Annotated in this window: 13 protein-coding genes and 1 riboswitch; of the genes, 11 read left to right on the top strand and 2 right to left on the bottom strand. The window is 37.1% G+C overall.

Translation table 11 applies throughout. From position 1 onward, the window contains the following. The first annotated feature begins 15 nt into the window (after nt 1-15). The 9 genes from H6W52_RS04960 to H6W52_RS04920 all read left to right on the top strand — a co-directional run bounded on the left by H6W52_RS04960 (nt 16) and on the right by H6W52_RS04920 (nt 8,020). Nucleotides 16-999 (top strand): stage II sporulation protein M, encoded by a 984-nt coding sequence (locus tag H6W52_RS04960; RefSeq protein ID WP_076395006.1) that lies wholly within the window; start codon nt 16-18, stop codon nt 997-999. Next, nucleotides 986-1,945, top strand: a complete 960-nt coding sequence (locus tag H6W52_RS04955; RefSeq protein ID WP_116095876.1) for a DUF4013 domain-containing protein — start codon at nt 986-988, stop codon at nt 1,943-1,945. Before H6W52_RS04960 ends, H6W52_RS04955 begins: the two co-directional genes overlap by 14 nt. After that, nucleotides 1,938-2,732 (top strand): DUF4129 domain-containing protein, encoded by a 795-nt coding sequence (locus tag H6W52_RS04950; RefSeq protein WP_116095878.1) that lies wholly within the window; start codon nt 1,938-1,940, stop codon nt 2,730-2,732. The genes H6W52_RS04955 and H6W52_RS04950 overlap by 8 nt, the downstream gene beginning before the upstream one ends. Nucleotides 2,733-2,744: 12 nt before the next feature. Beyond that, entirely contained in the window at nt 2,745-3,902 is a 1,158-nt protein-coding gene (locus tag H6W52_RS04945; protein WP_076395012.1) for a hypothetical protein, read from the top strand. 90 nt (nt 3,903-3,992) lie between these two features. After that, nucleotides 3,993-5,024 carry an AAA family ATPase gene (locus H6W52_RS04940; RefSeq protein ID WP_076395014.1) on the top strand — a complete coding sequence of 344 codons (1,032 nt, stop codon included), beginning with the start codon at nt 3,993-3,995 and terminating at the stop codon, nt 5,022-5,024. A gap of 55 nt (nt 5,025-5,079) precedes the next feature. Further along, nucleotides 5,080-5,430: a four helix bundle protein gene (locus H6W52_RS04935; protein WP_116095880.1), complete on the top strand. Its 351-nt coding sequence runs from the start codon at nt 5,080-5,082 to the stop codon at nt 5,428-5,430. A gap of 58 nt (nt 5,431-5,488) precedes the next feature. Further along, nucleotides 5,489-6,811 (top strand): DUF58 domain-containing protein, encoded by a 1,323-nt coding sequence (locus H6W52_RS04930; RefSeq protein WP_116095882.1) that lies wholly within the window; start codon nt 5,489-5,491, stop codon nt 6,809-6,811. 67 nt (nt 6,812-6,878) lie between these two features. Then, the gene (locus H6W52_RS04925) at nt 6,879-7,586 is read left to right on the top strand and encodes a phosphodiester glycosidase family protein (RefSeq protein ID WP_116095884.1); all 708 of its coding nucleotides are present in this window, start codon (nt 6,879-6,881) and stop codon (nt 7,584-7,586) included. An 8-nt stretch (nt 7,587-7,594) separates the two neighbouring features. After that, a complete protein-coding gene (locus tag H6W52_RS04920; RefSeq protein ID WP_108410847.1) occupies nt 7,595-8,020 on the top strand; it encodes an OsmC family protein in 426 nt (141 codons plus the stop codon). A 76-nt stretch (nt 8,021-8,096) separates the two neighbouring features. Here the strand turns inward: H6W52_RS04920 and H6W52_RS04915 are convergent, their stop codons facing one another. Both H6W52_RS04915 and H6W52_RS04910 read right to left on the bottom strand, forming a co-directional pair. Next, complete coding sequence (locus H6W52_RS04915) at nt 8,097-9,773, bottom strand: T9SS type A sorting domain-containing protein (RefSeq protein WP_116095886.1); 1,677 nt, start codon at nt 9,771-9,773, stop codon at nt 8,097-8,099. A 244-nt stretch (nt 9,774-10,017) separates the two neighbouring features. Beyond that, nucleotides 10,018-12,633 (bottom strand): MGH1-like glycoside hydrolase domain-containing protein, encoded by a 2,616-nt coding sequence (locus H6W52_RS04910; protein ID WP_116095888.1) that lies wholly within the window; start codon nt 12,631-12,633, stop codon nt 10,018-10,020. A 187-nt stretch (nt 12,634-12,820) separates the two neighbouring features. Continuing rightward, nucleotides 12,821-12,928, top strand: a riboswitch (SAM riboswitch). A 57-nt stretch (nt 12,929-12,985) separates the two neighbouring features. Between H6W52_RS04910 and H6W52_RS04905 the strand changes: the two genes are divergently transcribed. Continuing rightward, nucleotides 12,986-13,933 (top strand): alpha/beta fold hydrolase, encoded by a 948-nt coding sequence (locus H6W52_RS04905; protein WP_116095890.1) that lies wholly within the window; start codon nt 12,986-12,988, stop codon nt 13,931-13,933. Further along, nucleotides 13,926-15,470 carry an ACT domain-containing protein gene (locus tag H6W52_RS04900; RefSeq protein WP_116095892.1) on the top strand — a complete coding sequence of 515 codons (1,545 nt, stop codon included), beginning with the start codon at nt 13,926-13,928 and terminating at the stop codon, nt 15,468-15,470. Before H6W52_RS04905 ends, H6W52_RS04900 begins: the two co-directional genes overlap by 8 nt. The last annotated feature ends 48 nt before the right edge of the window (nt 15,471-15,518 follow it).

Below are 15,518 nucleotides of genomic sequence, written 5' to 3'. Positions count from 1 at the left end.
TTTAGCCTTACAATTATGAGAGAAGTTTATTTCATTAAACAAAATAAAGAAAAATGGTTGGGAATAGAACAGGTTATTCAGGGGAAAATTAAAAAAAATCCTGATGATCTCTCTTCGCTGTACATCAACCTCGTTAACGACCTTTCTTTTGCACAGACGTATTACCCGAAAAGTAATACCACGGTTTATCTTAACCATTTGTCTGCACAGATCTTCCAGAAAATTTATAAAACCAAAAGGGTAGAAGAAAACAGGTTTCTGCATTTTTTCAAAACCGAAGTTCCTTTGCTGGTGTACCAGTACAGAAGATATTTGGGATATGCTTTTCTGTTCTTTACATTATTTACCTTAATCGGTCTGCTTTCCGGAATTTACGATAAAGATTTCGCCAAAGTTATTCTGGGTGAAGAATATGTGAACCAGACGATTGAAAACATTAAGGCAGGAAATGCGGTAGGAGTTTACCAGAGCGGTTCTACATGGGGAAGTACGATCGGGATTATTTTCAACAATATAAAAGTAGGTGCAAGACTGTACATCTACGGAATTGCAGGCGGAGTAGGAACTTTGTGGGCATTGCTGAACAACAGCGTGATGCTCGGTTCTTTCCAGTATTTCTTTTACGATTACGGCGCACTGAAGGACAGCGCAAGAGGAATCTGGCTTCACGGAGTTTTTGAAATCTTTGCAATGGTAGTGGAAGCCATGTGCGGTCTTATTCTGGGAGCCTCTATTTTATTTCCGAAAACACTGTCAAGATTTAATTCTTTCAAAAGCGGATTTAAAGATTCATTCAAAATATTCCTGAGTACCGTTCCTTTCACCATCTGTGCAGGAATTATTGAAGGATATGTAACAAGACACGCCCTGAAAATGCCTTTAATTTTAAATTTAATTATTATTTTCGGGTCTTTGGCAATCATCGGGTTTTATTACTGTATTTACCCGTCTGTTGTCAGCAAAAAAATTAATAACCAGATTCAGGATGCAGTTTTATAAAAAAAGAGATTTCGGAAGTTTCATCAGCGATACTTTTGCTTTTTTCAAATTATACGGTAAGAATTATTTTAAAAATTTTATTCTGCTGAACGGCTTGCTGCTTATTTTAACCGTTGTTGTGATGGTGGTAGGATTCAGAGAATTCTTCGGAGCCATTTTCGGATCGAATATGAGCGGACAGAGTTATTATTTTGAACAGTATTTTCAGGATAATTTAGGACTGATTATCATCGCGGGAATTGTACTTTTTGTGCTTTCCACAGCTTTAATGACGGTTAATCTGCTTTTTCCTGTATTTTATATGAAAAGAGCTGCGGAAGGACAGAAAGAAATAAAAGCAGACGATATCATCAGTGATTTTAAAGTGAATTCTAAAAAAGTTTTCATTGCCTATTTCGGACTTACCTTTTTGGTAATGCCGGTTGCAACGGCTATTTTCGGATTCTCTTATCTTCTGGTGTTTTTTTTCATTGGAATTTTTCTGCTGCTTTTTATCCTTCCGAATTTATTCAGCATCATTACCTTTCTCTGCTACGATTATTTTAACGGAAATAAAGGTTTTTTCGAAAGCCTAAGTTATGCCGTAAGATCTCAGTTTTCTTATCCGAACGGAAGAGAAAAATCTCCCTACTGGAAATATTGGGGCGCAACCATTATTTTGGGACTGCTTTTTTATATTGTAAGCGGATTTTTATCCGGAGTTCCGATGGTTTTATACATTCTTAAACTTTCAACAACCGCTCCGGATGGGAATTTTGAACAGAATCCTTTCTCCGGAAATTTCGGGATTGTTATATTCTTTATCTACGGACTTTCAACGTTGGTTTCAACCATATTAATGAATGTTCTGTATGTAAATTCAGGATTGATGTATTACGACAGCCGCACCGATCTTCATCAGAAAATGGAACTGGCAGAAATAGAAACAATAGGAAATAATGAATAGGCTTCTTCTTTTACTGCTTTTTTTCAGCTTCGGAACTGTTTTTTCTCAGCAGCAGGACGATCTGCCTCCTGAAGAAGCAGTTTTTCTGGACTCGATAGAAACGGGACATTACAGGAATATGTACCGTGCAGATTCTGTATTGTATAAAAATCCGGTAACGGAAAACACTGTTTATCCTAAAAAATTTAAAGACAACATCCCTTCAAGATACAAAGACAAAGATTTCGATTATACTACGGTAAAACCCAGAATGTCTTTCGGGCAGAAGCTGATGAAGAAGATTGCAGAATTGTTAGACAGTATTTTCGGGGAAACCGTATTTACAAAATCCGGAAATTTCGCAGGGATTTTAGTGCGTCTTTTTGTGATTGTTCTTGTCGGTTTCCTGCTGTATTTCATCATTAAATATCTCATCGGGAACGGCGGAATTTCATTCTTCGGAAAGAAAAACCGGAAAGTGGATATCCGCGAAGAAGAGCTTCATGAAAATATTCACGAAATTAATTTCCCGGAAAGTATCCTGAAATTTGAAAAATCGGGCGATTTCCGTTCGGCAGTCCGTTATCAGTTTTTATTTGTCTTAAAAAAATTAAGTGATAAGAAACTCATCGTCTGGAATCCGGAAAAAACCAACAAAGATTATGCGGCAGAGCTGAAAGCACCGCACTTAAAAGAAAGTTTTTACGATCTTGCCTATATTTTCGATTATGTCTGGTACGGAGAATTCTCTATTGATGAAGAAAACTACCTGAAATTTAAAAACCAATATCAATCCTTTAAACCGTAATTAATTGTTATCATGAACAAAACTTTCAAAATATATGCTGTAATCTTCGTCGTGGTGATGATTATTCTGGCGTTGTTTGAAGTCAACAAAACAGAAAGTACGGATTGGAGGAAAAATTTCAAGACTTACCAGAAATCACCGTTCGGATTGTATGTTTTTAATAACGAGATCAAAGATCTTTTTAAGAATAAAGTTAAAAAAATAGATCAGACTCCTTACGATTATTATACCCAGAATAAAGAAAAAGGCAGTCATAATATCCTTGTCATCGAGCATGAAGTAGATACAGAATCGTGGAATAAAATTCTGGAAGAAGTTTCCAAAGGTTCCAACGCGATGTTGATTATCAGCGAAATGCCGAAAGAAATTTCCGACAGCATCGGTTATTATGATTCTATGATTTCTTTTCGGGACGAAAATGTTTTAAAACTTACCGACACGAAATACCAGAACGATTTCATTAAACTGGATAAATTTCCATCGGGAAGAGGTTTTACTTTCATTAAACCGGGTTCTGAAGTCTTAGGAAAAACGGTAGAAAAAAATAATGACGATCAGGCAAACTTTGTTAAAATAAAATTCGGGGAAGGTTACTTTTACGTCCATTGCGAACCGCTTTTTATTACCAATTACTATCTTCTGAAACCCGGCAATGTAAAATATGCACAGGACGTTTTTTCTTATCTGGATGATAAAGAAACCTTGTGGTTTCTGGAAAGCAATTCGAAATCTTCCCAGTTTCTGCTGAGGTTTATCCTCTCAAACCCTGCTTTGAAATATGCTTGGTGGGTTCTTCTGGGCGGTCTGGCTTTGTTTATTTTCTTTAATGCCAAAAGAAAACAGCGTATTGTCCCGATTGTGGAACCGCTGAAAAATAACTCGGTAGATTTTGTGAAAAGTATCGGAAATCTTTATCTTCAGGAAGGCGATTTCCATGATATGATGTCGAAAAAAGCCCAGTACTTCCTGAACAAAGTAAGAATGGATCTCCTTATCGATACCCAGAAACTGGATGAAGAATTTGCAAAAAAACTCCATCTGAAAACAGGAAAACCAATGGAAATAATTGATGAAGCCATTGGACTGATTAAAAAAGGGCAGGATCCTTATGCGCACGTAATGAAGGAAGATCTTGTGAGAATGAATAAAATTTTGGATGAAATTATTTAAAAAAATGTAACAATCTGAAAATATAACAGTGCTGTAATTCTCAAGGTACTTGGTAATTGGATGCACTGTTCTATTGATAAATTATAGGATATGGAAAACTTTGAAAACCCAAATATAGAAAACGAATTTTCTATCAGCTTAGATAAAAAAGAAGATCAGTTTCAGTCGAGAATTGATATGATTGAACTTCGTACAAGTCTTGAAAAAGTAAAAGCCGAAATTGCAAAAGTAATCGTCGGTCAGGAAAACATGGTGGAGCATCTTTTGGCGGCACTTCTTTCGAACGGTCACGTTCTTATTGAAGGTGTTCCGGGAGTTGCCAAAACCATCACGGCAAAATTACTGGCAAAAACCATCGATGTAGGATTCAGCAGAATTCAGTTTACGCCTGATCTCATGCCTTCCGATATTTTGGGAACCTCTGTTTTCAGCGTAAAAAATTCTGAATTTGAATTTAAAAAAGGACCTATCTTTTCTAATTTCATCCTGATTGACGAGATCAACCGATCTCCGGCAAAAACTCAGGCAGCTTTGTTTGAAGTGATGGAAGAAAGGCAGATCACAATGGACGGAACCCGCTATCCGATGGAAGAACCTTTCCTTGTGGTGGCAACCCAGAACCCGATTGAGCATGAAGGAACATACAGACTTCCGGAAGCCCAGCTTGACCGTTTTCTGTTTAAAATAAATGTGGGTTATCCGAATCTGGAGCAGGAAATTGCCATCATCAGAAACCAGCACGAAAGCAAGCAGGAAGATAAAACGGAGGTTGTTAACAAAGTGATTACTGCACAGCAACTGAAAAATTATCAGCATCTGGTAAAAGAAATCATCGTTGAATCTCAGTTGATGGAGTACATTGCTAAAATTATTATCAACACCAGAGAAAACCAGTTCCTGTATTTGGGAGCTTCTCCGAGAGCGAGTCTGGCTTTGTTAACCGCATCAAAAGCATTTGCGGCTTTAAGAGGAAGAGATTTTGTAACGCCGGAAGACATTAAAGAAGCCAGTTATGCCGTTCTGAGACACAGAGTTATTGTATCGCCGGAAAGAGAAATGGAAGGCCTTACCGCGGATGAAATCATCAGACAGATTTTAGAAGGAATAGAGATTCCGAGGTAGGTTATAGGTAGAAGGTTGCAGATTGTAGTTTTTAATTCAACGTTAAATTTTATATATGGCTAATTTTAAAGAGCTTCTGGTTTGGCAGAAAGCCATTGATTTTGTAACTGAAATCTACCGAACAACCGATGCTTTTCCAAAAGAGGAGACATTTGGATTAAAATCTCAGATCAGAAGAGCTTCAGTTTCTATTCCGTCTAATATTGCAGAAGGAAACTCCAGAAGAAGCAAACCGGATTATCTGCAATTTCTGAAAATTTCGAGAGGAAGTTGTGCTGAAGTTGAAACTCAATTGATTATTTCCAGAAATCTTCATTTTTTAAGTGAAGAAAATTATTTAAAATTAAATGATGATATTATTGAAATTTCTAAAATGCTGAATGGGCTCATTAACTCTTTGAAATAATATTAAAATGTAGGGTTACTAAACTGTAACCTAAGATCTGCAACCTGCAATCTGCAAAATGAAAAACTTATACCTCAATACACGCTTTTTCTTCACGCTCATCGGAGTGGGGATTCTCTATGTTCTCGCTTTTTTCTTTCCGTTACTCATGTGGGTAGCGCACATCGTTTTGCTTCTGATTTTTTTGGCAGCAATGGTAGATTATCTTTTTGTTTTCAACAGGAAAGAAGGGATTTCTGCACAGAGAATATTGCCCGAAAAATTATCCAATGGTGATGAAAATCCCGTAAAAGTTGATATTAAAAACAACTATGCTTTCAAAATTAATGTGAAAGTAATTGACGAAATTCCGTTTCAGTTTCAGAAGAGAGATTTTTTAATCGAAAAACAGATTGAACCGGGAAGAAATACATTTTTTCAATACATTTTAGAGCCAAAGGAAAGAGGAGAGTATAATTTCGGCAGTTTAAATGTGTATGTTTCTTCACCTTTAGGTTTTGTAGCAAAACGGTTTAATTTTCAGAAAGATGCGAATTTACCGGCTTATCCGTCATTTATTCATTTGAGAAAATATGAACTGATGGCTTTGCAGAGTGAATTTCTGTTGGGCGGAATCAAGAAAATCCGAAAACTGGGACATACGATGGAGTTTGAGCAGATTAAAGAATATGTTCCGGGAGATGACATCAGAACAATCAACTGGAAAGCGACGTCCAAAACAAACCGATTGATGGTCAATCAGTTTCAGGACGAAAAATCACAGCGTATTTTTATGCTGATTGATAAAGGACGAACGATGAAGATGCCTTTCAAAGGACTGAGTCTTTTGGATTATTCCATTAATGCAACGATGGCTTTATCGCATATTATTCTGAAAAAAGGCGACCGCGCCGGAATGATGACTTTTTCGAAAAAAACAGAAAATAAAATTGCGGCAGAAAATAAATCGGGACAACTGAGAAAAATTTCGGAAGCCCTTTACAACATCAAAACAGATTTCTTTGAAAGTGATTTCAACAGGTTGTATCAGGATGTTAAATATTCGCTGAACCAGAGAAGTTTGATTTTACTTTTTACGAATTTTGAAACGTTGGATGGCTTAAACCGTCAGTTAAAATACCTTCGCGGAATCGCTAAAAACCATTTACTGGTTGTGGTTTTCTTCAAAAATTCAGAATTGCAGACGTTGATTCATAAAAATCCTGAAAGTATGCAGGAAGTATATGACGAAATCATCGCCGAAAAATTTGAGTTTGAAAAGAAACTGATCATTCAGGAACTCCGCAAATATGGAATTTACACAGTCTATACTTTACCGGAAAATCTGAATATTGATGTCATCAATAAATATCTGGAAATTAAAGCGAGAGGGATTTTGTAATTTTTAAACAGGGATTTCATTTCAAAATGAACCCCAAAATTCACAAATGATTTAAGCAAATTTATAAATGGGAAAAATTGCATTGTTCATTTTATGTCTCTGCTGTTTTTTATCCTGTGATAAAAAGGTGGAACATGATGAAGATTTTGTCATTTTTAAAGTAAATCCTAAAATACAAAATGTCGCTTTTTACTGGAAAGATGATAACGGAACAATTCTTAAAAGCATTGCTCATTTAAAGAATAAAACAGAGCAGGAAAATAAAGAATTAATATTTGCCATGAATGGCGGAATGTTTGAACCCAATAACTTTCCCAAAGGATTGTATATTGAAAATTTTAAAATCCTGAATAAAACAGATACTTTATCCGGCAAAGGAAATTTTTATCTTAATCCTAACGGAATATTTTACCTCACAAAGAATAATGAAGCTGAAATTGTTGAAACAAAAGCTTTCAGAAATAATTCTGAAATAAAATACGCAACACAATCCGGACCCATATTGCTGATTGATGGGGAAATAAATCCAATATTTAAAAAAGATTCAAAGAACCTCAACATCAGAAACGGAGTCGGAATCCTAAAAAATGGAAATATCGTTTTTATAATGTCTAAAACAGAGGTTAATTTTTATAATTTTGCTTCCGTATTTAAAGAATCAGGCTGTACAAAAGCTTTGTATCTCGATGGCAGAACCTATTGCCCCGAACAGAAATGGACTCAGGAAGACGGAAACTTCGGAGTTATGATCGGGGTTACCACATCTAAAAAATAAATTTAAAAATGAAAATATCACTTAACCGAATCAACGACGATTTTTTATTTGAATGTACCAATTCTCAGGGAAATTCAATTCTTTTAGATAATACAACACAGCCCGGAGCGAAAGGCGTTTCTCCGATGGAAAGTGTTCTGATGGCAGTTGCGGGATGCAGCGGAATAGATGTTGTTTCTATTCTGAAAAAACAGAGACAGGAAATCACAGATTTTAAAGCAGAAGTAGAAGGCGAAAGAATTCCTGTAGATGATGCAAAACCTTTCAAATCGATAAAAGTTAAGTTTCTTCTGGAAGGGAATATTGATCCTAAAAAAGCGCAGAAAGCAGCCCAGTTGTCTTTCGAAAAATACTGTTCGGTTTCCAAAACACTGGAACCGAATGTAGAAATAGGATATGAAGTATTTGTAAACGGAGAGATCGCAGAAGCATAATCTTTACTTACAATATTAAAAACAAATTGCGGGCAGAAATTTATTTCTGCCCGCGATTTTCGTTACCAATGGTTATTTATTTTTTCATGGTTTTCATACTTTTTACAGAACCGTCTTTCATGGTTAAAGTCAGAATATACATTCCGGATTTTATTCCTCCAAGGAATAGGGATGAAGAAGGATTTTCAACAGTTTGTACCACTACTCCTGAAGCATCCGTAATTACTGCTTTTTTCACATTTTCAGGTTTTTCAAGATAAAGAACATCAGCAAAAGGATTCGGATAGGCAATTCTTTCTTTCTCTTTTGCAGTCACCTCGCTTGTTGCCAAAACGATGGGCTGAACCGTTACGGTTACTGTAAAAGTTCCATTGTCTACTTTGTTATAATCTACGCTGCATCCGGAGCCTCCGTAAGTTCTCCATGCTCTCAGATCAAAATTTACAGTTCCTGTAAGATCATTGGCAATATTGATTCCCGTTCTGTTATAAGAAAACGTTCCTCCGTTTGATCCCGATCCTGAACTTACAGATGATTCTGCTGTTCCGTTGGAAGAACATACCAATAAACTTTTCTGTTCAGACATCCATCCGTCGCTTGCCGTTGTCATCGTATAACTCACATCTGTGGATACAACTTTATACCCATTCGGAATATTGATAGATACACTTCCCGCACAGTTAGTTGTTGTTGTATTATCCGGTCCCCAGTTGAATTCCGTACTGATATCTCCGCCTGTGTAAGTCGCAGAAATTTGTCCCGGTGCAAACTGCTTCATTTTCCAGAATCCATACGATGAACCCCCGCAATAGGATCTTACCCAGAAATAATAGGTTTGTCCTGTTGACAAACTGTTCAGAGTAACTGAAGTTCCCGAAGGTACACTTCCTGTAGGCGTTGTACTGGCTGTTGGTGGAGTAGAAGAAGTACTGTAATAATATTGATATCCCGAAGAAGGTGTACTGGAAGGAGCTGTCCAGCTTAACGTCGCTCCGTTCATGGTAGTAACCGCGGTAATGTTGGTAGGCGCTTCGCAGGGATTATAAGAATCTGCTGCAAAAGCAAAAATATTCGGAATACCTCCCGATCCGGATTTGGTTACCGTAACACTTTTAATAACTCTGGATAAATTTGTGGGATTTATTGATAAAGGAATCTGGTAAAGTCTGGGATCTGTTCCGGAACCGGATTCAAGATTGTTATTGCTGATGTTGATCCTTCCGATTCCCTGAATGGCAAAATTGCTCCCGTAATACCAGTCGGAAATATTGATGCCGGTAAACGTCTGAGAAGTATTGTCTGTAAAATTTACATCCACATCTACGGTACAGGATCCGCTTCCTCCAGTTGCCAACATATATAAGGTGTTTGCTGAAAGGGGGTTGGAAAATTGTAAAGTTCCGTTATCGCCACTGTTTTGCAGTCTTAAAACATTGTTGGAACTGTAAGATGCCAGTTGATAGGAAAGTCCCGGAGTCGAAGAAACTACAGAATTGATAATTCCATTCACAGGCAGTCCGTAAGTAAGTTGCGAACTTGAAGCCGTTAACTGAAAATCTCTTGAGACAAAGGCATAGCTTACTCCATCGACATCATTATTGGTGGAAGAAGCCGATGACCCCACACCGTTGGCGACTACATCTGCATTATATCCGCTCTGAATAAATAAAGGCTGATAATTCTGCGCTTTTAAATGGGTTGTGAATAACGATGAAACTAAAAAAGTTGCAATAGGTAGTAGTTTTACTTTCATGAAATAATTATTAGATTTTATTCTGCTAATATAGTTATTAGGTATTAAATTAATAATTATTTTTACTTATAAATATTGATTTTTTATATAAAATGCATAAAAATTTATTTTATACTAATGAGAAAATAGATTTTAGCTATAACCTTTAACATATCAATTGACGGTATTTATGTTATGTGGTGAATAATAAAAAAAGGATATCTCAAAATTGAAATATCCTGTTAAAATTTATGTTTAGTTAATATTACATCAACAATCTTGGTTTCATCAGCTTTGCAACCGTAGCAGTCCATCCCGTCTGGTGGGAAGCTCCTACGCCGCGTCCGTTGTCTCCGTGAAAATATTCGAAGAAGGTAATGTAATCTTTAAAATTTTCATCGTAATTAAACTTCGCATTTCCTCCGTTGAAAGCACGTTCCCCATTTTCATCTTTTAGGAATATAGAACAAAGTCTGTTGCTGATATCGTGAGCGACTTCATCCAGATTTTTCTTCTCTCCGCTTCCGGTTGGCAATTCTACTTTCAGACTGTTTCCATAATAGAAATGAAATCTCTGCAAACTTTCTACAATCAGGAAGTTGATCGGGAACCAGATCGGGCCGCGCCAGTTGCTGTTTCCTCCGAACATTCGGCTGTCACTTTCTGCAGGCGTATAATAAACTACATTTTCAGTACCGTGAACAGAAAATTTGAACGGTTTTTCTTCATATACCTTAGACATTGCCCGAATTCCGTATTGGCTTAAAAATTCTTTCTCATCAAGCATTCTGGTCAAAACTTTTGTCAGACGGTTTTTCCTCAGAATACTCATCAGATGCTTTCTTCCATGACCTTCCTCTTCCCAGTGCGAAACAAGTTTCGTGAGTTCAGGTTTGTTTTTCAGAATCCAATCCATTCTCGTGGTAAAGTTGGGCATTTTATCCAACAGATGATGATCGATGATTTCTACGGCAAACATAGGAATCAATCCAACAATACTTCTCAGTTTGAGAGAAACACTGTCGCCGTTCCCAAGCTGAAGCACATCGTAGAAAAAGCCGTCTTCTTCGTTCCAGAGTCCTTTTGTGCCTTCACCCAGATTTTCCATGGCTTCGGCGATATAAAGATAATGCTCAAAGAATTTAATCGCCATATCTTCATACACCTGATAATACTGAGCCAGTTCCATGGCAATTCGCATCATATTCAGAGCGTACATTGCCATCCAGCTCGTTCCGTCGGCCTGCTCCAGATGCTGTCCGTCTTTTAGCACCATATTCCGGTCAAAAGCCCCGATATTATCAAGCCCGAGAAAACCTCCCCCGAAAATATTCTTTCCGTTTTTATCTTTTCGGTTTACCCACCAGGTGAAATTCAGCAGTAATTTCTGAAAAACCTTTTCTAAAAATAAAAGATCCGGTTTGCCGTTTTGCTTTTCATCAATTTTAAATACTCGGAAGCACGACCACGCATGAACGGGCGGGTTTACATCGCTCAGATTCCATTCGTAGGCAGGAAGCTGTCCGTTCGGATGCATATACCATTCTTTTGTTAATAAAAGAAGCTGTCCTTTCGCAAATTCCGCATCAATAATCGCAAACGGAACACAATGGAAGGCAAGATCCCAAGTTGCATACCAGGGATATTCCCATTTATCAGGCATCGAGATGATGTCTTTATTGTGCATATGATTCCATTCCGTGTTTCGGACATAATGGTTGAAATTTCTCGGAGCTTCAAAATTCGGATCGCCTTTCAGCCATTTTCCGACATTATAGTGATAAAACTGCTTGTTCCAGAGAAGTCCCGCAAAAGCCTGTCTTTGCACGTTTTTTTCATCGTCATCAGAAACATCATTCTGAATTTCGGCATAAAATTCATCCGCTTCAGCAACTCTGCTGCTAAAGATCTCATCAAATTCATAAAACGGATTCTCCAGTTCATTGGGAGACAATCTGAAATCAAATGTTTTCGATTGTCCGGCTTCAATCACTTCATCAATTAAAAAAGAAGCTTTGGTTCCTCTCTTTTCAGGATTTACGGTGTTGCTTCCGTAAGTAATATAATCGTTGATGCCATCCTTGTAATAGGTATTTCCCGGATAGGGCGTTCCGTATAATTTCGGACTGTTGGTTTCATTATCACAGAAAACACTTTCCGCAGCAATATTTCTTGAATAAAACTTTTTTATCGGAACACTGTTGTGGTTGATGGTGATGCAGCCTTCATGAGAAGCATTGATTTGCCCTTTATATGTATTGTAACCCCATTTCCAGTTATTTCTGAACCACACCGTGGGAGCCAATACAATCGGAGCCACTATATTGCTTCTGTTGCAGACCGTTACCCTTACTAAAATATCGTTGTATTCTGCTTTAGCGTATTCTATAAAAATATCGAAATATTCATCCTGATCAAAAATTCCGGTGTCGAAAATTTCATATTCCGCTTCCTTTTTACTTCTTTTTCCATTTTCAGAAAGCAGTTCATCATACGGAAACGCATTAATCGGATATTTGTACACCATTTTCATATAGCTGTGAGTAGGTGTATTATCCAGATAATAAAATAGTTCTTTAATGTCTTCTCCGTGATTTCCCTGTGGATTGCTCAGTCCAAAGAAGCGCTCTTTCACCATCTTATCTTTTTTGTTCCAGAACGAAAGCGCAAAACAGAAAAGCTGCTTTGCATCAGAAATTCCCGCTATTCCTTCCTCTCCCCAACGGTAGGCATAGCTTTCTGCGTTATTGTGATTGGCGAAATTCCATGCATCGCCGTTTGGGCTGTAGTCTTCGCGTACATTTCCCCATTGCCGGTTACTCACGTAAGGTCCCCAGTTTTTCCAGTTTGTGTCTTGTAATCTTTGTTTTTCAGCAATCATATCTCATCATTTTCATTACGAAGTTAGTTTTTTTGCGAAAAAATTCCAACTCACGAAATTTGAATTATTATTAATATTTCCCTGAAAGCCTTCTGTTTATCGGGGTTTGTAAGATTAAATTAAATTTTTATAAATATTTAAAAGAAAAGTTTTATCTTTGCACCATTCGTTCATTCAAATATTGAAAATGTTATCAAGAAAGGTTGAGGGATTAGACCCTATGAAACCTTAGCAACCCTTTGCGCAAGCAATGAAGGTGCTACGTTCTACCAGAATTATTTTGGACAGATAACTCACTGAAGTTCTTTCAGCCATTTCCTGTGGCATTTTCAATTGTATTAAAATAATAGAATTGAAAACAGAACTTAAACATATTAATTTTTCGTATCATACCGATTCCCAAAAGGAATACAATATCCCGTTGAGCTATCAGCTTTTCGGGAAAGACCTGTTTTCTGCCCCGATCATTTTAGTGAATCATGCTTTAACCGGAAATTCCAATGTTTCCGGAGAAAAAGGATGGTGGAAACAGCTGATTGGAGAACATCAGGTAATCGATACCGACCAATATACAGTTCTGTGCTTCAATATTCCCGGAAACGGATTTGATGATTTTTTTATTGATAAATGTGAAGATTTTACGCCTTCAGATATAGCAAACATATTTTTGAAAGGCCTTGAAATTTTAAATATCAAAAGTTTACACGCCATTATTGGAGGTTCTTTGGGAGGCGGAATCGGTTGGGAAATGCTGGTGAAAAATCCAAAGCTTACCGAAATTTTCATCCCTGTAGCCTGCGATTTTAAAACCCACGACTGGCTGCATGCACAGTGTCTGGTTCAGAAATTTTTATTAAACCAAAACGATGAACCTTTACAGAAAGCCAGAATTCATGCAATGTTGTGTTACAGGACTCCTGAATCGTTAAATAACAGATTTCAAAACAGATATAATCAGGAAAAGCAGATGTTAGAGTCGGAAGACTGGCTTGTTTATCACGGAAAAGCTTTAAACGAAAGATTTAGTTTAAAATCATACAAGCTCATGAATCATTTGCTGATGAACATCAATGCCAATGAAGAACATTTGGAAAAAATTCAGGCGCGAATGCACATGATCTCTGTAGATACAGACTTATTTTTCCCCGCTTCAGAAATCCGAATGTGTTTTGAAAAGCTGAAAGAGAAAAACAAAGATGTTTTCTATCACGAGATCACCTCAGTTCATGGGCACGATGCCTTCTTAATGGAATATAAACAATTAAATACGATCATTAAAAATATTTTGAAAAATGAGTAAGATTAATGTTAAAGAAATAAAATTTTTAAAAAACAGATCCATCATCAAATTTGAAGGAGAAGATTTCTTAGGTGAAATCGGGATCGACGGACGAATTTTTAAAGCGCTTACTTTGGCGCGAATCAGTGTGGGAGTAATTTCCCAGCAGGCAATTGAAAACGGAATCTCCATTTTAGTTCATGAAAACGATTCCGAAAAAGCAGTCAATTGTCTGATTGACGAATTTGAACCAGAAAGAAAATCGGGGAAAGTTTCCCAGATATACAGCATCAATAATGTGTCGGTGTTAGGATTTGTTGCAGAAGACTTCAACAAAGTTTTAGCGGAACTCGCAAGAAATAATGTTTTTCCGTTGCTTTTAAACCAAATTGCAGCCGAAAAACGAGTAAATATCGTTGTGACATCTTCACAGGACGAAAAAGCAAAAAATATCATCGAATCTGAAATTTCTAAAAAACCGAAAACCGTTCATCTGGCAATTATCGGTCACGGAAACGTAGGGAAAACTTTGATACAGCAGGTTTTGGAATCTTCGGAAGAAATTAAAAGACGAAAAAAAATAGATCTGAAAGTAGTTGCAGTTGCCAATTCCAGGAAAATAGCATTCAACAAAAAAGGATTCGACAGCAATTGGAATGATGAGGTTTTAACGGCAGAAAAACCTTCCGATGTTCAGGAACTGATTAATTTCTCCAAAGAAAATCAGCTTGAAAATTTAATCGTTGTGGATAACACCGCAAGCAAAGACTTCGTAAAAAATTACCACACTTTGGCGGAAAACGGCTTCGATCTCGTTTCTTCCAACAAAATTTTCAACACCCTTCCGATTTCAGAATACCGTCAACTAAGATATACGTTGAACAAAAACAACAGACGCTATCTCTACGAAACCAATGTGGGAGCAGGTTTACCATTGATCGACACCATTAAACTTCTACATCTTTCAGGAGAAAATATTACCAGAATTAAAGGCGTTTTCTCAGGAACATTAAGCTATGTTTTCAATAATTTTTCTTTAAGAGACGATAAGTTTTCCACCATCATCAATGAAGCGTTGGAAAAAGGATATACAGAACCCGATCCGAGAGAAGACCTGTCAGGAAACGATGTGGCAAGAAAATTACTGATTTTGGCAAGAGAATTAGACTTAATCAACGAATTTGAAGATATTAAAATTCAGAATCTGGTTCCGGAAAGTTTGCTTTCTGTTTCTAAGTCAGAATTCCTTTCAAGACTGGAAGAATTAGATGCGGAATATCAGAAAATCAAAGAAAATCAGGAGGAGGGACACGTTTTAAGATATGTGGGAGATCTTCACGGAGATTTGCAGAAAGAAAAAGGTGAACTTGATGTGAAGTTAATTTCCGTTCCGGCAACTTCCGCGTTAGGACAACTGAAAGGCTCAGATTCAATCTTCGAAATCTATACCGAAAGTTACGGAGAAAACCCAATCGTCATCATGGGAGCCGGCGCCGGCGCAATAGTTACAGCAAGAGGCGTATTCGGAGACATTTTAAGAGTAAGTGAAACAAAATAGAAGAACCTATGAACCCGAAGGGTTCAATATTAATAGCCGTAGGTAGAA

The sequence above is a fragment of the Chryseobacterium sp. C2(2020) genome, from assembly GCF_014218915.1.
Taxonomy (GTDB): Bacteria; Bacteroidota; Bacteroidia; order Flavobacteriales; family Weeksellaceae; genus Chryseobacterium; species Chryseobacterium mucoviscidosis.
Note: the sequence above shows the minus strand (reverse complement) of the source record. Positions and strands in the feature narration are given on the sequence as shown.

Excerpts from the sequence above, each read along its gene's own strand:
- H6W52_RS04960 (WP_076395006.1), top strand. The coding sequence starts at position 16 with ATGAGAGAAGTTTATTTCATTAAACAAAATAAAGAAAAATGGTTGGGA.
- H6W52_RS04955 (WP_116095876.1), top strand. The coding sequence starts at position 986 with ATGCAGTTTTATAAAAAAAGAGATTTCGGAAGTTTCATCAGCGATACT.
- H6W52_RS04950 (WP_116095878.1), top strand. The coding sequence starts at position 1,938 with ATGAATAGGCTTCTTCTTTTACTGCTTTTTTTCAGCTTCGGAACTGTT.
- H6W52_RS04945 (WP_076395012.1), top strand. The coding sequence starts at position 2,745 with ATGAACAAAACTTTCAAAATATATGCTGTAATCTTCGTCGTGGTGATG.
- H6W52_RS04940 (WP_076395014.1), top strand. The coding sequence starts at position 3,993 with ATGGAAAACTTTGAAAACCCAAATATAGAAAACGAATTTTCTATCAGC.
- H6W52_RS04935 (WP_116095880.1), top strand. The coding sequence starts at position 5,080 with ATGGCTAATTTTAAAGAGCTTCTGGTTTGGCAGAAAGCCATTGATTTT.
- H6W52_RS04930 (WP_116095882.1), top strand. The coding sequence starts at position 5,489 with ATGAAAAACTTATACCTCAATACACGCTTTTTCTTCACGCTCATCGGA.
- H6W52_RS04925 (WP_116095884.1), top strand. The coding sequence starts at position 6,879 with ATGGGAAAAATTGCATTGTTCATTTTATGTCTCTGCTGTTTTTTATCC.
- H6W52_RS04920 (WP_108410847.1), top strand. The coding sequence starts at position 7,595 with ATGAAAATATCACTTAACCGAATCAACGACGATTTTTTATTTGAATGT.
- H6W52_RS04915 (WP_116095886.1), bottom strand. The coding sequence starts at position 9,773 with ATGAAAGTAAAACTACTACCTATTGCAACTTTTTTAGTTTCATCGTTA.
- H6W52_RS04910 (WP_116095888.1), bottom strand. The coding sequence starts at position 12,633 with ATGATTGCTGAAAAACAAAGATTACAAGACACAAACTGGAAAAACTGG.
- H6W52_RS04900 (WP_116095892.1), top strand. The coding sequence starts at position 13,926 with ATGAGTAAGATTAATGTTAAAGAAATAAAATTTTTAAAAAACAGATCC.